This is a genomic window from Comamonas sp. GB3 AK4-5, assembly GCF_041320665.1.
Classification (GTDB): Bacteria; Pseudomonadota; Gammaproteobacteria; order Burkholderiales; family Burkholderiaceae_C; genus Comamonas.
The window spans coordinates 1,872,153-1,892,222 of sequence record NZ_CP166730.1; the positions used below are offsets into that span (position 1 = coordinate 1,872,153).

Consider the following 20,070-nt stretch of genomic DNA (forward strand, 5'->3'; position numbering starts at 1 on the left):
TGATCAGCCACGTTCAGACCTTGTTGCAACATCGATCCAGACGGCCAGCACCAGTACGGCACCTTTCACCATCATTTGCCAGGAGCTGTCGACGTTCATCTGCTGCATGCCGTTGTCTAGGCTGGCCATGACCAGCGCGCCAATCAGGGCGCCATACACAGTCCCGGAGCCGCCACGCATCGAGGTGCCGCCGATAAAGCAGGCGGAGATGGCGTCGAGCTCGCCGCCCATGCCGGCAGAGGGGGAGCCCGCAGCAGCCCGCGCGGTGGTGACAATGCCCGCAAAGGCGCACATCAGGCCCATCAGCACAAACACCAGCAGCTTGACGCGGTCCACGTTGACACCAGACAGGCGCGTGGCTTCCGTATTGCCGCCCACGGCATAGACATGGCGGCCAAAAACGGTTTGCGTGGCCACATAAGAGAAGATGGCCAGCAGCACCAGCAGAATCAAGACCGGCAGCGGTACGCCATTGGCCTGGTTGAGCACGGCGACAAAACCCAAGGCGGATGCCGCTATGGCCAGCAGCTTGAGGCCGTCCACCCATGCGGGCGTTTGTGTGCGCGGCTGCGGCGCATGTCCGTAGCGGCGGCGCAGGATCAGCCCGGCAAACAGTGCCACGATCACGGCTGCCAGCGACCAGGCCAGCCACGCGGGGACAAAGCTCTGCGCGATGTTGGTGAGCTCGTCCGGCACCGGGGCAATGGTCACGCTGTCGGTGCCCCACTGCAGCAGACCGCGAAAAGTCAGCATGCCACCCAGGCCGACAATGAACGAGGGCACACGCAGGCGGGTGGCGATAAAGCCGTTGACCACCCCAATGGCCGCACCCGTGGCCAGTACCGTGGCCACGGCCAGCCAGGTGTTCCATCCCAGGTTGACCGTGAGAATGGCGACCAGCCCGCCCAGAAAACCCAGCAAGGAGCCGACCGACAGGTCGATTTCACCCGCGATGATGACAAACACCATCCCGCAGGCCAGCATGCCGGTGACCGACATCTGCAAAAACAGGTTGGAGATGCTGTTGGGCTGGAGAAAAGTCCCCCCGGTCTGGACATAGAAGAAGACCCAGATCAGCGCCACGGCCAGCAGCAGGGCCAGCAGCTTGTAGCGCATAAACAGTTGGTGGATGGTGTGGCTGTCCATACGTGGTGCGCCAGTGCTGCGCTTGGGGAGCAGTTGAGAGGGCAATGTGTTCGACATGGTGTCAAGCCGCAGGGCGGCTGAGTTCGGCGTTGATGGCGGCGGCCAGGATGCGCTCCTGGGTCAAGCCTTGGTTGATGAAGTCGCCACGCAGCTGGCCGTCCCCCATGACGAGGACGCGGTGGCTCATGCCCAGGATTTCCGGCATTTCGGAAGACACCAGCACAATGGCCACACCGGTTGCCGCCAGCTCGGCAATCATTTGGTAGATGTCGTACTTGGAGCCCACGTCCACGCCGCGCGTGGGCTCGTCCAGGATCAAGACCTTGGGCATGGTCAGCACCATCTTGGTCAGCACCGCTTTTTGCTGGTTTCCGCCCGAAAGCGATGCAATCGCCAGCGAGGGGCTGGCGGTCTTGATGTGCAGCCGCTGGATTTCGCGCTGGACCACGGCGTGTTCCGCGTTCTTGTCGACATGCATGCCGCGTGCGTAATGGGCCAGTGTGGCGAGGGTGATGTTCTCTCCCACCCCCATCAGCGGCACGATGCCGTGGCGCTTGCGGTCTTCAGGCACCAGGCAAATACCACTGGCAATGGCCTGCGTGGGCGTGCCGATCTTGACGGCATGGCCCTGCATGACGACCTGGGCCGTGAAGCGGCCGGGGTAGGCGCCAAACAGGGCAGACACCATCTCCGTACGCCCCGCACCCACCAGGCCGGCAATGCCCAGAATCTCGCCACGGCGCACGGAAAATCCCACGTTGTCGACCCGCTTGCGATTGGGGTTGGTGGCATCCCAGCAGGTGATGTTGCGCGCCTCCATGACCACCTCGCCCACGCGGTGTTCCACCTGCGGAAAGAGAGTGCTCATCTCGCGGCCCACCATCATCGTGATGATGTCGTCAATGCGCATATTGGCGGCCGGGTAGGTGCCTATATGTCTGCCATCGCGGATGACCGTGATGGTCTCGCATACCTGTTTGACTTCGTCGAGCTTGTGCGAGATGTAGATGCAGGCCACACCGCTGCGCTTGAGGTCTTCGATGATGGAGAGCAGTACCTTGATCTCCTTGGTCGACAGCGACGAGGTCGGCTCGTCCAGAATCAGCAGGCGTGCATTCTTGGCGAGTGCCTTGGCAATCTCGAACAGCTGCTGCTGGCCGCTGCCGTAGTGCATCACGGGCGCGGTCACATCCACATCGGTCAGGTGCAGGCGGGCCAGCAGCGCTTTGGCCATGGCGTGCATGGCGTCGTAGTCCATGCGGCCGCCGGGCTTGGTCATCTCGTTGCCCAGGAAGATGTTTTCCGTCACAGAGAGCTGCTGCACCAGCATCAGCTCCTGGTGGATGATGACAATGCCCGCGCGCTCGCTGTCACGCACCGAATGCGCCTGCAGCAGCTGGCCTTCCCAGAGGATTTCCCCTGCAAAACTGCCATGGGGATAGACCCCGGAGAGCACTTTGACCAGGGTGGATTTGCCCGCACCGTTTTCTCCGCACAGACCCAGGCATTCACCGGGGTTGACCGTCAGGCTGATCCCTTCCAGCGCACGTACGCCGGCAAAGGACTTCTCGATGTTGCGCATCTCAAGCAGGGTGCTGCTGCCCATTGCGTTCTCCTGTGGAGCTGGGGGTGAGAGAGGTGGCTGTCGCCCCGGGCTTGGGTGCGAAGGCTGGCGGGCGGGGGCCGGCATGGCGCATGTGACGGTGCAGCGCCAGGCCTATTTGCCGAAGATTTGCTGGTGTGTGTAGAAACCGTCCTGAATGACGATGTCCAGCGTGTCCTTGGTCAGCAGCGTGGGCGTCAGCAGCAAGGTTTCCACGTCTTTCTTGCCGTTGTTGAGCTTGGTGTTGAACTTGGGCTTGCCGCCTTTGACCAGAGTGATGGCCATTTCCGCCGCGCTGCTGGCGATCTGCTTGATGGGCTTGTACACCGTCATGGCCTGGGTGCCTTCGGCCACGCGGCGCACGCCGGCCAGGTCGGCATCCTGGCCGGAAACCAGCACCTTGCCCGCCAGCTTTTGGCCATTCAATGCCTGGATGGCGCCACCCGCCGTGCCGTCGTTCGAGGCGACGATGCCTTGGATGTTGTTGCCGTTGGCAGTCAGCGCATTCTCGACAATGCTCTGGGCCTTCATCGGATCCCATTCCGGCGTCCATTGCTGACCCACGATCTTGATGTCGCCCTTGTCCACCAAGGGCTGGAGCACCTTCATCTGGCCTGCGCGGAACATGCGGGAGTTGTTGTCGGTGGAAGCGCCCCCCAGCAAAAAGTAATTGCCTTTGGGCGCCAACTTGACCAAGGCCTGGGCCTGCATCTCGCCGATCTTCTCGTTGTCGAACGAGATATAGGCATCCACGTCGGCGTTCAGAATCAGCCTGTCGTAGGACACCACCCGAATGCCTTTTTTCTTGGCGCTGGCAATGGCGTTGCTCAACACCTTGGAGTTGAAGGGAACGATCACGAGTGCGTCGACGTTCTGTGCAATCAGGTTTTCGATCTGGGCGATTTGCTTGGCCTCATTCGCATTGGCCGACTGCACATTGACGGTGGCCCCCATCTTCTGGGCCGCTTCGACAAAGTAGTCGCGGTCATGGGTCCAGCGTTCGACCCGCAAATCGTCAATCGAAAAACCAATCACCGGCGCTTGCTTGCTGGCGTGCGCAGAGGAGGCCGCCAGGGACAGGAGCGCGGCAGCGAACAAGGTGGGGAGTGCGTGTGAAATCATGGCAAGTCTTCTGTGAGGTGGAAGGACATGGGCTGTGTTTCAAGCGCATGGCGCATGGGCGCTGGCGCTGAACGCGTTGTGGTGCGTAGACGGGCCAAGGCCCGACCGATTGCACCGGGCTGCTGCATACGGGGCCACGGCATCGAAAAGCTGCTGGGGCTGCATAAACCGGTCTCCTGTTGCTGCGCTTTGGATTGCCGTTGACATCGCTGTCATTTTTTTAGATGGCTTGTTCGTGCTGCGCTGTGGCTAATATCCATTCCAAATGACAGCGCTGTCAATTTGGGGTTTGCCTTATCCGGGAAAACGCATGGAGGGCTCCAGAAGCAAGCCTCGCAGAGTGAGCCTGTGGGCGCTTCTTGCGGGCGGAACAAGGCGGGGTCTGGGTCTCTGGATGACGCGCCGCGTCACAACAAGCGGCCCTGGCTCCGCAACAGAAAGATGCGCTTCGACCTGCTGCAAACCCTGAATTGACAGCGCTGTCAATTCCGCGGGACATTAATCCCGGTGCAGCGAATGCCAAGGCCCAGGTGAAACGGCAGGGCTGCCATTGCATGTGAAAACACAACAACAGGAGACAGTTTGATGCAGTCCCCACAGCTTGCCGCGATCGGGTGTGAATTGCTCCGCGTGGCGTGGAATGCCGGCCACATGCGGCAGGCCGGAGCGGCCTGACTGGCGGCTTGTTGGCAGGCCCTTGGCGTGGTCTCGCGCAGCGGGTGCTTGACTGTGAGTTGCAGCGGCCGGTGGCGGTGGAGCAAGGGGGTCTGCGGAGGTGCGCGGTAATGCATCCGCGTGCCCTGGCGCATCGACCTTCATCCCCCGCTTTCGCCGAGCCCGGCGCCCCCGATGGCTGCTGTCTTGGGGGGCGTCCGTGGCCGGCCCATCAATTTCCGTGTGGATGCAGGTGCACAAGGCCTTTGCAGGGGCTGGGATTGCATGGCTTCCCAATTCGGTTGCCCATGGCAACCCCTGGTGATTCCTGTTTACGAGGTCATGTCCATGAATACAGTCAATCCAGATTTGGCCATTGCGCAGGCGCCGCCTGCCACCCAGGCCACCGTGCAAGAGGGGAGTGGCCGACTGCCTTTTCGGGTGAGGTTTGGCTTTGGTGTGGGCGACTTTGCATTCAACCTGTACTGGCAGGCGACCACGCTCTACCTGCTGTACTACTACACCGACGTCGCAGGGCTGTCGCCGGTGGTGGCGGGCTGGATGTTTGGCGCGGCCATGCTGTGGGACGCGTTCTGCGATCCTGTGGCCGGTTACATCGCCAACCGCACCAGTTCACGCTGGGGGCGCTATCGCCCTTATCTCTTGTTTGGCTGCGTTCCGCTGGCGCTCAGCTTTGTCGCGATGTTTGTGCCCGCTTATGCAGGTGGGGCGAACCTGCTGGCATGGGTGCTGGGCACGCATGTGCTGTTCCGGACCACCTATACCGCGCTGTCCATGCCTTACAACGCACTGATGGCCACGCTGACGCACAACAGCCAGGAGCGCGGCAGTCTGGCCGCATACCGCATGGTCTGCGCCAGCTCGGCCGCCCTGTTGGTGGCTTTGTCCACGCTCAAGCTGGTGCAGCTGTTCGGGCAGGGGGATGAGAGACTGGGGTTTTTGCTGGTGATGGCCCTGTATGCGCTCATTTCCATCCCCGTGTTCCTGTTCACATTCTTCTCGACCAGGGAGAGCGCGCGGCCGGATACCCATGGCATCACGGTCCGTGAGGCGTTGTCTGTGGTGCTGTGCAATCGCGCATTTTTGCTGGTGTGTGGGATGACGGTGGCGCTGGCCGCTGCAAGCGCTTTTCTGTCCAAGACGCTGCCCTATGTGCTGAAGTATGGGTTGCACCGGGAAGACTTGATCGGGCCTGCACTGGGCATTGCTGCCGTGCAGGCCTTTATTTCCATCCCATTTTGGGCATGGGTGATGCGGCGCCGGTCCAAACGGCTGGTGGCGCTGTGCGGTGGCGGCATTGGCATGCTCGGCTATGCCGTTCTTGGCTGGGTGGGCATCCAGGATGTGGCGCTGCTTTTGGGTCTGCTGGGCCTGCTTGGTTTTGCCGGTTCGGCATCGGTGCTGGCAGTGTGGGCCATGGTGCCCGATACCGTCGAGTACGGTGAATGGCGCACCGGAGTGCAGGGCGAAGGGACCATCTTCGGGGTGTTCTCCTTTGCACAGAAGGCGGCACTGGCCATTGCTGTCGCCGGCATAGGGCATTTGCTTGGTGCGGTGGGTTTTGTGGCCAACCAGCCCCAGTCGCAGGTCGCCACCGACGGGATCCAGACCATGCTGTGGTTGGCGCCTATGGTGCTTCAGAGCATGGGGGTGCTGTGCGCTTTTTTCTATCCCATCTCGCCGTCCGCACACCAGCACATGCTCGGTGCGCTGCGTCAGCGTCGAAAAGGGGCGGGAACTTCCTGCTGATATCGCCGTTGTCAGCGCTTTCTGGCTGCAACGCTTTTGCGCCATGGGCGCTGTACCTGCAATGCATGGAGCTTTTTGATGTCCAGTGATCTCTGTCTCAATGCGGTTCCGATTTCGCTTCAGTCCCTGGCAGCGCTGCACATGGCTGCCGATCCCGATACCCGCGCCCGTGATACCGAGGCGCAGATGACGGATGACGAGCGCTTTTCGCTGCTCTACAGCCTGATGGTCAGGGTCTTTGGCAAGACCGAGCGCGAGCCACGTGTGCCGGGCGATGTGCCTGTGGTTGCCGGCTATGTGGCCGGTGTTCCGCGCCTGGGCATTCCGGCGCTGCTGCTGGCCGATGCGAGCCTGGGGCTGCGCCACACCGGTGGGCCGGACGATGGCGCCACGGCGCTGCCCTGCGGCCTGGCCATGGGGGCGAGCTTCAACCCCCATCTGGTGCAGGAGGCGGGCAAGCTGGTGGGCAGGGAGGGGCGGGCGCGCGGCTTCAATGTGCTGCTGGGTGGGGGCATCAACCTGGTGCGCGAGGTGCGCGGCGGAAGAAACTTTGAATACATCTCGGAAGATCCGCTGCTCTCCGGCCTGATGGGTGCCGCCATGGCGGCTGGCATGCAGCAACAGCAGGTCATTGCCGTGCTCAAGCATGTGTCGTTGAACGCCAGCGAAAGCAATAAATTCTTTCTGGATGCCGTGATCGAGCCTGGCGCACACCGCGAAAGCGATTTGCTGGCCTTTCAGATCTCCATGGAGCGCAGCGAGCCCGGGGCCATGATGGGGGCCTACAACCTTGTGAATGGTGCTTACTGCTGTGGCAGCCATGCCATCTTGCAGGAGAGCATCAAGGACGCCATGGGCTTCAAGGGCTGGGTGATGTCGGACTGGCTGGCCGTCTACCACTGGGATTTCGCACTGTGCGGGCTGGACCAGCATTCCGGCGCCCAGCTGGATGCGCAGGAGTGGTTCAACGGGCCGCTGCGCCAGGCCTATGAGGCCGGGCTGGTGCCCAAGGCACGCATCAGCGAGATGGTGCGGCGCATGCTGCGTTCCTACTACGCCGTGGGCATAGACCAGCCGCAGCCTGCGGTGGCCGTGGACTGTCAGGCCCACCATGCAGTGGCGCTGCAGCTGGCCCGCGAAGGCCTGGTGCTGCTGAAAAACGAGAACGCTGTGCTGCCCCTGGCGGCCAAGGCGCAGCGCATTGCCGTGATGGGCGGTTGGGCGCAGGCCGGGGTGCTGTCAGGAGATGGCTCCAGCCAGGTGATGCCGGTGGGAGGCTATGCGGCAGAGCTGCCTTTGCGCAGCCATCCCTTGCTGGGCCCCACGACCATGCGCTTTTTCGGCCCCTCTCCGCTGGCGGAGTTGCACAGGCTATTGCCAGAGGCCGATGTGGTGTTTGACAGCGGTACCCAGGTGGCCGATGCGCTTGCGCTGGCCCAGGGGGCGGACGTGGTCATTGTGTTTGCCGTGCGGCATGAGGGCGAGCGTTTTGACAGCCCCGATATGGCGCTGCCGTTTGGGCAAGATGCCTTGATTGCGGCGTTGGCTGATGTCCATTCCAAGGTCATCGTGGTGCTGGAAACCGGCAACCCGGTGGCCATGCCCTGGCACAGCAAGGTGCAGGCCATTGTGCAGGCCTGGTTCCCGGGGCAGGGGGGCGCGCAGGCCATTGCCGAGGTGTTGACGGGGGCCGTCAACCCTTCGGGCCGCTTGCCCATCACCTTTCCGGTGGATGTGGAGCAGACACCGCATCCCATGCTGCCGGGCGCCGATGTGAAGCTGGGAACGCCCATCAAGGTGCACTACCACGAGGGCGCGGAAGTGGGTTATCGCTGGTGTGCCCAGCAGAGCCAGCAGCCGCTGTTTGGCTTTGGCCATGGCCTCAGCTATACGTGCTTCGCCTATAGCGATCTGCACATCAGCGGTGGCGAGACAGTGTCGGTGGTGTTTACCGTGACAAACACGGGAGCGCGCGAGGGCAGCGATGTGCCGCAGCTGTACCTGACCGATGCGGCGGGTGAGCCGCGCATGCGCCTGCTGGGCTTTGAGCGGGTTTTGCTGCAGCCCGGTGCTTCGGCCCGCATCAGCCTGACCGCAGACCCGCGCCTGCTGGCGCGGTTTCAAGCCGCGTCCGGGCGCTGGCATATCCAGGCCGGCATCTACCGCGTGGTGCTGGCACGTTCTGCCACTGTATTCGAATGCGCCGCCAGTGCCATGCTGTGGGGGCGTGAGTTCGGGCATTAACAGCGCAGTAGGCGGTACTGCAGAAAAGCAAAAAACCATGCAACTCGTGGAGCTGCATGGCTTTTAACTTTGGCGGAGTAGGCGGGATTCGAACCCGCGGTGGGCTATTAACCCACACACGCTTTCCAGGCGTGCGACTTAAACCACTCATCCACCGCTCCGCAAAAACGGTTGTCTACCTTGGTAGGGCAAACAAAAAACCAAGCTGTTCAAGGCTTGGTTTTGGAAACTGTCTTATCAGTCACTTGGCGGAGCAGGCGGGATTCGAACCCGCGGTGGGCTATTAACCCACACACGCTTTCCAGGCGTGCGACTTAAACCACTCATCCACCGCTCCGTGTGATGAAGCCGCTATTCTAGCCTGAATTTTGGAGGCCCTCGGGAAAGTACTGCATTTTGTTTCGCAAGGCTGCAAGTCAGGGTTTCAGGTGCGGTCCTGATCTTGGCAGCTGGCGCCGCCCAAGTCAGAGCACTGCCCAAGGGCCGTCCCGTGGGAAGGCTGTTGTCCCCCGGGAATGAGCAGGTCGTGCCCATGGGGGCTGTGGTGCAGCAAAGATCTCACTTGGAACCAGGCCATATAAAACCGGTGCGGCCCACGCCAGGGCACCGCGCAAGGGCCGCACCGCCGCGCTGGTGCCGTCCCTCTCCGGCGAAGCCAGAGAGGGGGAAGACGCGCAGCGGCTCAGGGGGTTACTTGCCCACCTGCACCATCTTCATCGCCGAGGTGATGAGGCTGGAGACTTCCGTCATGTTGCTGGGCACCACCAGGGTGGTGGTGGCGTCGGCTGCGACCTTGCTGTAGGCGTCAACGGCGCTTTCGGCCACCTTCAACTGCACAGCCAGCTGGCCGCCAGGTTGTTGGATGGCGGCGGCCACACGCTCCAGGGCCTGGGCGGTGGCTTCGGCCACGGCCTTGATGGATTCGGCCTCACCCTGGGCCTTGTTGATCACGGCCTGCTTTTCACCTTCGGAGCGGGCGATAAAGGCCTCGCGTTCACCGGTGGCGATGTTGATCTGTTCCTGGCGACGGCCTTCGGACGCAGCAATCAGGGCACGCTTTTCACGCTCTGCCGTGATCTGGGCTTGCATGGAGCGCAGGATTTCGGCGGGAGGCGTCAAGTCCTTGATTTCATAGCGCAGCACCTTCACGCCCCAGTTGAGCGCAGCCTCGTCAATGGCCGACACCACCTGGGCGTTGATCATGTCGCGCTCTTCAAAGGTCTTGTCGAGCTCCAGCTTGCCGATCACGCTACGCAGCGAGGTCTGGGCCAGCTGGGTCACAGCCATGATGTAGTTGGACGAGCCGTAACTGGCGCGCATGGGGTCGGTCACCTGGAAGTACAGAATGCCGTCCACCTGCAGCTGGGTGTTGTCGCGCGTGATGCAAACCTGGCTGGGCACGTCGAGCGGGATTTCCTTCAGGCTGTGCTTGTAGGCCACGCGGTCCACAAAGGGTACGAGGAAGTTCAGACCGGGCGTGAGCGTGCCGGCGTACTTGCCAAGGCGTTCCTTGACCCAGGCGTGCTGCTGGGGAATGACCTTGACGGACTGGGCCACAAAGATGATGGCGATGACGAAGAGAACGATGGCAATTTCCATGGATGCTCCTTAAGCATGAAAGGGGAGTTGCTAGAAAAAGAAGAGCTGCTTATGCAGATGGGTAGCGCATGAGAGCCGTTTAAGCACCATGATACCTAGACCCTGAATTCAGGGCGCTGTACATGAAACTGGTGCCCTCCACGACAGGGAGTCGTGCTGGCGCTGCCTGCTGCCAGCCACACTCACAGAGGTTTTTTGGACTTGAGAATATTTCGCGAAAGCCCTCAGGCGCATAAAACTGGCGCACCCCACGCCAGGGCACCGCGCAAGGGCCGCCCCGAAGCGCTGGTGCCGACCTCGGGGCATGTGTATGCCGTGCCCACGGGGATTTCTGTGGTCTTGCAAATATTTGGTGCAAGCCCCCAGGCATACAAAACCGGCGCGCCCCAAGTCAGCAGACAGCGAGCAAGGGCCGCCCCGCAGCGAGGCTGTCGTCCCCCTGGGGGGACGGCGCCGAAGGCGACTCAGGGGGGAGCACCTCAAGCCTTATCCACCACCAGCCGGTTGCCCTGCAGGGCAACCACGCGGTATTGGCCGGGCGCCGGCATGGCGCCGGGGCGCAGCACGGCCGTCCATTGCGCGCCGCGGTAGGGGACGCGGCTGGTGCCGTCGGCCTCCCACTGGGCGACGGTGATGGTCTCACCAATGTCCAGGTTGACGGCGGGATCGGACAGGGCCGGCAGGCCTTTGCTGCGGGCGCGGCGAATGCGGCGTGCCACCATCACGCACAGCACGCCCACCACGGCGGCCGTGGCAATTTGCACGGGCAGGCTCAGGCCCAGGTGGGCGGCGACAGCGCCTGCCGCCAGGCCCAGGCCAATCATCAGCAGGTAAATGGTGCCAGTCAGCAGCTCGGCCACGACGGCCAGGCCCGTGAAAATCCACCACCAGGTGCTTACCTCCATGTTGTCGAATCCTTTCAACGCCGTAACGCGGCGTTATTGTGTTGGTACAAAACCCTGATTTGCTTCGGAATGTAGGCAAGCCCTAGGGAATGCCCTCGATATTACTTACACTGCGCGCCTGTTCCGTTTTTTAACACCCGGTCGCACGGGGTCTGCGCATGAAATTCCGCTTTCCCATCGTCATCATCGACGAGGACTATCGTTCCGAGAATACTTCGGGTCTAGGTATCCGTGCGCTGGCGCATGCGATTGAGCAAGAGGGCTTTGAGGTGCTGGGCGTCACCAGCTATGGTGACCTCTCGCAGTTCGCCCAGCAGCAGAGCCGGGCCAGTGCTTTTATCTTGTCGATCGACGACGAAGAGTTTACCCAGGGTGGAGAGACCGATCCCGAAGTCATCCACAGCCTGCGCAGCTTCATCGGCGAGGTGCGTCGCAAGAACGAAGATGTGCCCATCTACATCTACGGTGAGACCAAGACCAGCCGCCACCTGCCCAACGACATCCTGCGCGAGCTGCATGGCTTCATCCACATGTTCGAGGACACGCCCGAGTTCGTGGCCAAGCACATCATCCGTGAGGCCAAGAGCTATCTGGAGGGCGTGCAGCCGCCGTTCTTCAAGGCGCTGCTGGACTACGCCGAAGACGGCTCGTACAGCTGGCATTGCCCCGGTCACTCCGGCGGTGTGGCGTTCCTGAAGAGCCCCGTGGGCCAGATGTACCACCAGTTCTATGGTGAGAACATGCTGCGCTCCGACGTGTGCAACGCCGTGGAGGAGCTGGGCCAGCTGCTGGACCACAACGGTGCGATTGGCGAGAGCGAGCGCAATGCCGCGCGCATCTTCAACGCAGACCACTGCTACTTCGTCACCAATGGCACGTCCACGTCCAACAAGATCGTCTGGCACCACACGGTGGCCCCGGGTGATGTGGTGGTGGTGGACCGCAACTGCCACAAGTCCATCCTGCACTCCATCATCATGACGGGTGCGATTCCGGTGTTCCTGAAGCCCACGCGCAACCACTTCGGCATCATCGGCCCGATTCCGCAAAGCGAGTTCAGCGTGGAGTCCATCCAGGCCAAGATTGCGGCCAACCCGCTGCTCAAGGGCGTGAACGCCAAGACCGTCAAGCCGCGCGTGCTGACGCTGACCCAGTCCACCTACGACGGCGTGCTCTACAACACCGAGGCCATCAAGCAGATGGTCGACGGCTATGTGGCGAATCTGCACTTCGACGAGGCCTGGCTGCCGCATGCCGCCTTCCACCCTTTCTATGGCAGCTACCACGCCATGGGCAAGAAGCGTGCGCGCCCCAAGGAATCCGTGGTGTATGCCACCCAGTCCATCCACAAGCTCTTGGCCGGTATCAGCCAGGCCTCGCATGTGCTGGTGCAGGACAGCCAGACGCAAAAGCTGGACCACCACCTGTTCAACGAGGCGTATTTGATGCACACCTCGACCAGCCCGCAATACAGCATCATTGCCAGCTGCGACGTGGCAGCCGCCATGATGGAGCCACCCGGTGGCACGGCGCTGGTGGAGGAATCCATCCTCGAAGCTCTGGACTTCCGCCGCGCCATGCGCAAGGTGGACGATGAGTTCGGTGAGGACGACTGGTGGTTCGAAGTCTGGGGCCCCGAGGCCCTGGCGGAAGAGGGCGTGGGCTCGGCCCAGGACTGGATCATTCGCGGCCCCGACGCCTCGCGCAAGCACAAGGCCAAGGGCAAGAGCGGCAAGGAATTCGACAACTGGCACGGCTTTGGCGATCTGGCCGACGGCTTCAACATGCTGGACCCCATCAAGTCCACCATCGTCACGCCCGGTCTGGACCTGGACGGCGACTTTGCCGACACCGGCATTCCCGCCTCCATCGTCACCAAATACCTGGCCGAGCATGGCGTGGTGGTCGAGAAGACCGGCCTGTACAGCTTCTTCATCATGTTCACCATCGGCATCACCAAGGGCCGCTGGAACACCATGCTGACCGCGCTGCAGCAGTTCAAGGACGACTACGATCGCAACCAGCCGCTGGCGCGCATCCTGCCGGAGTTCTGCCAGCAGCACCGCCGCTACGAGCGCATGGGCCTCAAGGACCTGTGCCAGCATGTGCACGAGCTGTATGCCAAGTACGACATTGCCCGCCTGACGACGGAGATGTATTTGTCCGATCTGCAGCCGGCCATGAAGCCTTCGGACGCCTACGCCCACATCGCCCAGCGCAAGACCGAGCGTGTGGAGATCGACCACCTGGTGGGCCGCACCACCGTGGGCCTGGTCACGCCATACCCACCTGGCATTCCGCTGCTCATTCCCGGTGAAGTCTTCAACAAGAAGATCGTGGATTACCTGCTGTTCGCCCGCGAATTTGCCAAGGAATGCCCGGGCTTTGAAACCGACATCCATGGCCTGGTGGAGAAGGAAGACGAGGATGGCGAGGTTCGCTACTACGCGGACTGCGTGATGCAGCGCAAGCCTGCCGCGAAGGCCGCAGCCCAGCCCGCTGCCAAAGCGGCGGCCAAGAAGGCAGCCACCCCGCGCGCGGTGAAAGCCGTGGCGGGCAAGACGGTCGCCGCGAAGGCTGCGACCCAGCCTGCAGCCAAGGCCGCTGCCAAGCCTGCCACCAAGGTGGCGGCAAAGGCCCCGGCCAAGAAGGCCGCAGCCAATGTCGTGGCCAAGCCTGCGGCCAAAAAGCCGGCAGCCAAGAAGCCCGCGACCGCCAGCAACTAAGCCAGGCGCGGTGCAGCGCAGCGGCCCGCCCGGGCCGCTGTAAAAAGTGAGCTGTTTATGCTTGCTATCTGCCGGTTTCAGTGTTGTTTCACACTGAAAGCCATCAGGTATCAGCATAGGCAGCTCATTTTTTTTATGGCGGGCTGCCTGGGCCCATGTCCTCGCGCAGGCGCAGAAAACGCGCAAAACGCGGCAGGCCGCTGTCGTGCAGGCCTTGGTAGCGGTAGGTTACCCAGGCACCCAGCGGCGGTGGTTGGCGGCGCAGCTCGGCCGTCAGGCCCGCACCCAGCGCAAAGCGCAGGCCCTCGCGGGTTTGCAGCAGCAGGGCCCCGGTCTGGCCCTGCCACTGGCCTTTGCCGGGCTTGTAGCCCACCACCTGGCCCTCGGCATCGTCATAGGGCTTGAGCTTGAGCAAATCGCCGCTGCGGCCCGCGCGGTAGGGCGCAGCGGCCTTGTGCAGCACCAGACCTTCGCCGCCGGCGGCCACCACCTTGGCCAACTGGCGCTGCAGCTCTGCCTCGCTGACCACGCGCCACTGGGGCGCGGCCTGTACCCAGTCCTGGCCTATGGCGGCCACCACGGCCCGTAGCTGGGGCAGGCGTTGGTCAAAGCTGCCGGCTGCGGCGGGCAGGTCAAACACCATAAAGCGCATGCGCCGCCAGGCCGCATCGCCGGCCTGGGTCTGGCGCGTGGTGGACTGGGCGTGGGAGAAAGCGCCGCGCCCGGCCCAGAGCTCGCCATCCAGGGGCGTGGCCGGCCAGCCCTCGGTGAACCAGGCCGGTACGGCAATCACCTGGCCGCCTCGGCTGATCAGCCTGTGCCCGTCCCAGTAGCCGCGCACGCCGTCGTATTTCTCGCTGACCCAATAGTCCTGCACGGCCAGACCGCTGTGCCAGACCTGGGCCAGCATCAGCGCGGGCGGTGGCGGTCTTACCGCTTCCTCGGCTGCTGCCGAGCCCAATGGCTGCGCTAGCAGCAGGACCAGGGTGGCACAGCCCAGGCAGCGGCCAAGGCTGCACAACAGGGTTTGGAAGAGGCGATGCAGAGAGAGGCCGGTGTGCGCTGGCGTGGTCATGAAAGCGTCCCACTGTGGCAATGCCTGCATGCTGACAGCCCGGGCCGTGTGCAGTGGCCTGCGGCCGGCCTGTAGTCGGCCTGCGGCGGTGCAGCGGAGGCGCCACCTGCTTGCACCGTCGAAGGGCTTTAGCCCAGGGCCGTGTCCAGCACCATCATCAGCACAAAGCCCAGCATCAGCCCGCCGGTGGCAAAGGCCTCGTGGCCCTTGCGGTGGGACTCGGGAATGATTTCATGGCTGATCACAAACAGCATGGCGCCAGCAGCAAAGCCCAGGCCCCAGGGCAGCAGCGCGGCGGAACCGCTGATGATGGCGGCACCGATGACGGCACCCACGGGCTCCACCAGGCCGCTGGCCATGCCCAGCAGCACGGCAAAGCGCCGGCTATAGCCGGCGGCCAGCAGGGCCACGGCCACGACCAGGCCCTCGGGCACGTCCTGTATGGCAATGCCGGTGGCCAGGGCGTTGGCACGCATGCCCTCATTGGCGGCATAGCCCACGCCGATGGCCAGGCCCTCGGGCAGGTTGTGCAGCGCAATCGCGATCACAAACAACCAGGTGCGGCGCAGCTTGCGCGCCATGTCCAGGTCCAGACCTTCGCGGCCCTTGATGAAGTGCTCGTGCGGCAGCAGCTTGTCCATCAGCATCATCACGCCCGCACCCAGCAAGATAGCGCTGCCCACAATGCCGCCCGCCGCCCAGGCGTTGCCACCCCATTGCGGCTGTGCGCGCACGGCCTCCAGACCCGGCAGGATCAGCGAGAAGGCGCAGGCCGCCAGCATCACACCGGCGCCAAAGCCGAACAATGTGTCCTGTGTGCGATCGGACAGGTTCTGCGACAGCAGCACCGGCAGCGTGCCCAGGGCCGTGGCCAGTGCGGCCACCGAGCCCCCCACGAGCGCCTGCAACACCACGGGGTTGTGCTGGAGGTACTGCCAGAACTGGCTGCCCAGCACGCTGGCACCCGCCAGGACGATCAGCCACCCCAGCGCGTGGCGCAGGCGGTGGGCGGTGCGGGACGCGGGTGCTGGCGTGGGCTCAGGCACAGGGGGATCGGAGGGCAGTCGCGGCATGTTCGCGGAAGAAGGTGCGAGTAGGGACATGGTGGAGGAGGGGCGTGGTCTGTGCAAGATGGACGCTACGGCGGCAGGGGATCAGCTCCGGGCAGCAGCGAAGCGGCGGGCGACTTCGTCCCAGTGAATCACCTGGTAGAAGGCGGCGATGTATTCGGGGCGGCGGTTCTGGTACTTCAGGTAATAGGCGTGTTCCCAGACATCCAGGCCCAGGATGGGCGTGCCGCCCGAGCCAATGCCCTGCATCAGCGGGCTGTCCTGGTTGCCGCTGCTTTCAATGGAGAGCTTGCCGTTCTTGCCCACCACCAGCCAGGCCCAGCCGCTGCCAAAGCGCGTCAGCGCGGCCTGGGTAAAAGCCTGTTGGAAGGCCTCGATTCCCCCGAGGTCGGATGCCATGGCCTGGGCCAGTGCCCCTTGGGGTGTACCGCCACCGCCCTGGCCGACCGGGGCCATTACCGTCCAGAACAGGCTGTGGTTGGCGTGGCCACCGCCGTTGTTGCGCACGGCGGCGCGCAGGGCCTCGGGCAGGCGGTTCAGGTCGGCAATCAGCTGCTCCACCGGCTCATGGGCGAAAGCGTTGTCCTTGAGCGCGGCGTTCAGGTTGTTGACATAGGCCTGGTGGTGCTTGCTGTGGTGGATCTCCATGGTCTGGGCATCGATATGGGGCTCCAGCGCGTCATAGGCATAGGGCAATGTGGGCAGGGTGTGGATGCTCATGGGAAGCCTTTCGGTAAGGGGATGGAGATGCGGGCGTGAAAGCAGCGGCTTCAATGCAAGCGGGAGGGCGTGCGGGTGTGCGGGGCATGCGCCATGGGGGCCGTGCCATTTGCGGCCCGCAGCGCCGCGGTGGTCTGGGCCTGGACGCCATGCTGGCGCTGCCACAGCAGCAGGGCGGAGCGGGTTTCGCGCAGATGGCGCCAGGCAGCTTGCTGGACTATGGCGCTGGCATGGCGTTCGGCCAGGTCGGCCAGGCCCAGGTGGGCATCGCACAGGTATTCCAGGGCCAGCGGCCGCTGGCCGCATTGCGACAGCACATCGACCAGGTTGTGGTGGGACACCACCCAGGCCGCCAGACAGTGGTCGGGGTGCACGTCCAGTTGGGGGCTGGCCATCAGGCGCTGGGCCATCTGCTGGGCCTTGAACAACAGCGGCAGCACGGTCTGCGGGGGCTGGGTTTGCAGATGCTGCGTGGCCTGGCGGGCCAGTTCCTCCCATGCCGTGAGGCTGGCGGGCGCAGTGCGCAGCAGCATGAACAAGGGAAGATCGCCGGCAGCGGGATGGATGCTCATCGCTGTTCTCCAGTCTGAATGCAATTAAATAAGTAATGAGAATTATTCTCAATATTAAATGATTGCAGTCAATCCATGCTGCCATCGGGGTTGTGGCATGAAAAAACCCTGCAGGTCTTGCGAGCTGCAGGGCTGGTGGGGGGCGTGAAACGCTATTTAGACTTGGTCGGCCGACAGGCCTGCGGTCTGGCTGAAGCCGCCGTCCACATAGGTGATCTCGGCGGTCACGCCCGAGGCCAGGTTGGACAGCAGGAAGGCGGCCACATTGCCCACGTCTTCAATGGTCACATTGCGGCGCAGGGGGGCTGCGTCGGCCACGCGGCCCAGCAGCTTGCCGAAGTCCTTGATGCCCGAGGCGGCCAGGGTCTTGATGGGGCCAGCGGAAATGCCGTTGGCGCGGATGGCGCGGCCGTCTTCGGTGCGGCCCACGGCCTCGGCCAGGTAGCGCACCGAGGCTTCCAGCGAGGCCTTGGCCAGGCCCATGGTGTTGTAGTTGGGGATGGAACGCAGCGCGCCCAGGTACGACAGGGTCAGCAGCGAGGACTTGTCGTTCAGATAGGGCATGGCCGCCTTGGCCATGGCCGGGAAGCTGTAGGCGCTGATGTCGTGGGCAATGCGGAAGCCCTCGCGCGACAGGCCTTCGAGGAAGTTGCCGGCAATGGCTTCGCGCGGCGCAAAACCGATGCTGTGCACAAAGCCGTCGAACTTGCCCCAGACAGCGGAGAGGTCGGCAAACATCTTTTCGATCTGGGCGTCGTCGCCCACGTCGCAGTCAAACACCAGCGTGGAGTTGAACTCGGCGGCGAACTCGGTGATGCGGCCCTTGAAGCGCTCGCCTACATAGCTGAAGGCCAGCTCGGCGCCTTGCTCATGGCAGGCCTTGGCAATGCCGTAGGCGATGGAGCGGTTGGACAGCACGCCCGTGATCAGCAGTTTTTTACCAGCCAGGAAACCCATTGTTCTTCTCCTCGGTGTGAAAACGCGCCGGCAAAGTGGCGCGTGGGATAAGGCATAAGGCAGAATTGTCGCATGCGCCATTTGCCCCGAGTCCTGGCTTTTGTTTTGTTTGTGCTCTCCGCGCCTGCCTGGGCCGTGCATGGCATGGGCATGGGCTATGCGCCCAAGTACCAGGCCAGCTTTCAGCATTTCGACTATGTCAACCCCGATGCTCCCAAGGGCGGGCAGCTGACGCTGTCGGCCTCGGGCAGCTTTGACAAGCTCAACCCCTTCACCTTGCGCGGGCAGATTGCGGTGGGCATGGGCTACAACCTCAACGGCTTTGTGTTCGCAGAATACGGCTTGTTGTTTGACTCGCTCACCACCCCCAGCGAGGACGAACCCTTCAGCAGCTATGGGCTGCTGGCCGAGGACATTGCGCTGGCCCCCGATCAGCTTTCGGTGACTTTTCGCCTGCGGCGTGAGGCCCGGTTTTCCAATGGCGAGCCGGTGCTGGCCGCCGATGTGAAGCATTCCTTTGACACCTTGATGGGCAAGGAGGCCTCGCCCGTTTTTCGCTCCTACTGGGGCGATGTGAAGCGTGCCGTGGTGGTGGATGCACACACCATTCGTTTTGACTTTTTGCGCCGCAATTCCGAGCTGCACATGATTTTGGGCCAGTTGCCGGTCTTCTCGCGCCAATGGGGCGGGGGCAAGCCGCTGAGTGAGCTGCAGAATGAGGCACCTCTGACCAGCGGACCCTATGTGGTCGCGGAGGTGGACTGGGGCAAGCGCATCGTCTACCAGCGTCGGCCCGATTACTGGGCCGCCAATTTGCCGGTGCGCCGTGGCATGTTCAATTTTGACCGCGTGGTCTACCAGTACTTCCGCGACCGCTTGGGCGAGGAGGAGGCCTTGAAGGTGGGCGAGCTCGATGCGTTGGAAGAGTTCGGCATCAGCTCCTGGATGCGCAAATACAAGGGGCGTCGCTTTGATTCGGGCGAGATCGTCAAGACCGAGATTGCACACCATCGCATGACGGGCATGCAGGGACTGGCATTGAACCTGCGCCGGCCGCAGTTTGCCGATGTGCGGGTGCGGCGTGCACTGGACCTGGCCTTTGACTTCGACTGGCTCAACCAGCGCCTCTTCTACCAGCGCCGGGCGCGCACGGGCAGCTATTTCAACAACACCGACGATTTGATGGCAGGGCCTGATATCAGCCCCGAGGAGCGGGCGGTGATCGATAGCCTGCGCCATCGCAATGCCTACCTGGCCGGTACCCAGGGGGCTTTCCCCGGCAACGAGGGCACGGGTGCCTCGGCAGAGGGACTGCGCCGCAATCTCAAGCAAGCCCAAAGCCTGCTGACCGAGGCGGGTTGGACTTTTCGCGACGGCGCGCTGCGCAATGCGCAAGGCCAGCCCTTTGTGATCCGCATGGATTTGGCCGATCGCTCGTCGGAGGTGGTGTTTGCCCCCTATGCCCGCAATCTGCGCCGCCTGGGCATTGCCTTTGAATATCGCCTGGCCGATCCCAGCATCATCCGCAAGCGGCTCAATGAATTCGACTTCGACATGGCCGTGGCCATTTTGGGCGGATCTTCCAGCCCCGGCAACGAGCTGTATGACGATTTTGGTGCCAAGTCTGCGGACCAAACAGGCAGCCAGAATCTGCCCGGCATCAAGGACCCCGTGGTCGATGAGTTGATAGACCGCATCGTGGCCAGCCCCGATCGCCAGGCCATTGCGGCGAGCACCCGGGTATTGGACCGCTATCTGCTCTACCAGCACTATGTGGTGCCCATGTACTACGGCAAGCATTTCTTCATGGCGAACAAACGTCACCTGCACCACCCCGCAGCGTTGCCTAGCCGCCTGCTGGCGGGTTCCTGGCTGCTGACCATGTGGTGGATGGAGCCCAACTGATC

Annotated in this window: 14 protein-coding genes and 2 tRNA genes; 4 read left to right on the forward strand and 12 right to left on the reverse strand. The window is 63.1% G+C overall.

All coding sequences use genetic code 11. The annotated features are described in order from the left end of the window. Positions 1–3: 3 nt before the first annotated feature. The 3 genes from ACA027_RS08420 to xylF form a co-directional block, all read right to left on the reverse strand. Entirely contained in the window at positions 4–1,203 is a 1,200-nt protein-coding gene (locus tag ACA027_RS08420) for a sugar ABC transporter permease (RefSeq protein ID WP_370681925.1), read from the reverse strand. Positions 1,204–1,207: 4 nt separating this feature from the next. Beyond that, positions 1,208–2,752: a xylose ABC transporter ATP-binding protein gene (locus ACA027_RS08425; protein ID WP_370681926.1), complete on the reverse strand. Its 1,545-nt coding sequence runs from the start codon at positions 2,750–2,752 to the stop codon at positions 1,208–1,210. 111 nt (positions 2,753–2,863) lie between these two features. Further along, entirely contained in the window at positions 2,864–3,871 is a 1,008-nt protein-coding gene (gene xylF / locus ACA027_RS08430; RefSeq protein ID WP_370681927.1) for a D-xylose ABC transporter substrate-binding protein, read from the reverse strand. A 1,002-nt stretch (positions 3,872–4,873) separates the two neighbouring features. On the opposite strand from xylF, the gene ACA027_RS08435 reads away from it, so the two are divergent. Beyond that, positions 4,874–6,295, forward strand: a complete 1,422-nt coding sequence (locus ACA027_RS08435) for an MFS transporter (protein WP_370681928.1) — start codon at positions 4,874–4,876, stop codon at positions 6,293–6,295. Between the two features lie 78 nt (positions 6,296–6,373). Then, positions 6,374–8,539 (forward strand): beta-glucosidase, encoded by a 2,166-nt coding sequence (locus tag ACA027_RS08440; RefSeq protein WP_370681929.1) that lies wholly within the window; start codon positions 6,374–6,376, stop codon positions 8,537–8,539. A gap of 70 nt (positions 8,540–8,609) precedes the next feature. On the opposite strand, the gene ACA027_RS08445 is transcribed toward ACA027_RS08440, so the two are convergent. The 4 genes from ACA027_RS08445 to ACA027_RS08460 all read right to left on the reverse strand — a co-directional run bounded on the left by ACA027_RS08445 (position 8,610) and on the right by ACA027_RS08460 (position 11,043). Continuing rightward, positions 8,610–8,700 (reverse strand) — tRNA-Ser (locus tag ACA027_RS08445). A gap of 85 nt (positions 8,701–8,785) precedes the next feature. Beyond that, positions 8,786–8,876, reverse strand: a tRNA-Ser gene (locus ACA027_RS08450). 353 nt (positions 8,877–9,229) lie between these two features. Further along, entirely contained in the window at positions 9,230–10,138 is a 909-nt protein-coding gene (locus ACA027_RS08455) for an SPFH domain-containing protein (protein WP_370681930.1), read from the reverse strand. A 479-nt stretch (positions 10,139–10,617) separates the two neighbouring features. Then, the gene (locus tag ACA027_RS08460) at positions 10,618–11,043 is read right to left on the reverse strand and encodes an NfeD family protein (protein ID WP_370681931.1); all 426 of its coding nucleotides are present in this window, start codon (positions 11,041–11,043) and stop codon (positions 10,618–10,620) included. A 158-nt stretch (positions 11,044–11,201) separates the two neighbouring features. Between ACA027_RS08460 and ACA027_RS08465 the strand changes: the two genes are divergently transcribed. Further along, entirely contained in the window at positions 11,202–13,769 is a 2,568-nt protein-coding gene (locus ACA027_RS08465; RefSeq protein ID WP_370681932.1) for an Orn/Lys/Arg decarboxylase N-terminal domain-containing protein, read from the forward strand. 133 nt (positions 13,770–13,902) lie between these two features. Here the strand turns inward: ACA027_RS08465 and ACA027_RS08470 are convergent, their stop codons facing one another. The 5 genes from ACA027_RS08470 to fabI all read right to left on the reverse strand — a co-directional run bounded on the left by ACA027_RS08470 (position 13,903) and on the right by fabI (position 18,163). Continuing rightward, entirely contained in the window at positions 13,903–14,679 is a 777-nt protein-coding gene (locus ACA027_RS08470) for a DNA ligase (protein ID WP_370682544.1), read from the reverse strand. Between the two features lie 293 nt (positions 14,680–14,972). Then, on the reverse strand, positions 14,973–15,917 hold the full coding sequence (locus ACA027_RS08475) for a ZIP family metal transporter (protein WP_370682545.1): 945 nt from the start codon (positions 15,915–15,917) through the stop codon (positions 14,973–14,975). An 81-nt stretch (positions 15,918–15,998) separates the two neighbouring features. Further along, positions 15,999–16,634, reverse strand: coding sequence for a superoxide dismutase (locus ACA027_RS08480; protein ID WP_370681933.1), 636 nt, complete (start codon positions 16,632–16,634; stop codon positions 15,999–16,001). A gap of 50 nt (positions 16,635–16,684) precedes the next feature. Next, positions 16,685–17,206 (reverse strand): hypothetical protein, encoded by a 522-nt coding sequence (locus ACA027_RS08485; protein ID WP_370681934.1) that lies wholly within the window; start codon positions 17,204–17,206, stop codon positions 16,685–16,687. 156 nt (positions 17,207–17,362) lie between these two features. Next, the gene (gene fabI / locus ACA027_RS08490; RefSeq protein ID WP_370681935.1) at positions 17,363–18,163 is read right to left on the reverse strand and encodes an enoyl-ACP reductase FabI; all 801 of its coding nucleotides are present in this window, start codon (positions 18,161–18,163) and stop codon (positions 17,363–17,365) included. A gap of 72 nt (positions 18,164–18,235) precedes the next feature. Between fabI and ACA027_RS08495 the strand changes: the two genes are divergently transcribed. Next, on the forward strand, positions 18,236–20,068 hold the full coding sequence (locus ACA027_RS08495) for an extracellular solute-binding protein (RefSeq protein WP_370681936.1): 1,833 nt from the start codon (positions 18,236–18,238) through the stop codon (positions 20,066–20,068). Positions 20,069–20,070 lie beyond the last annotated feature (2 nt).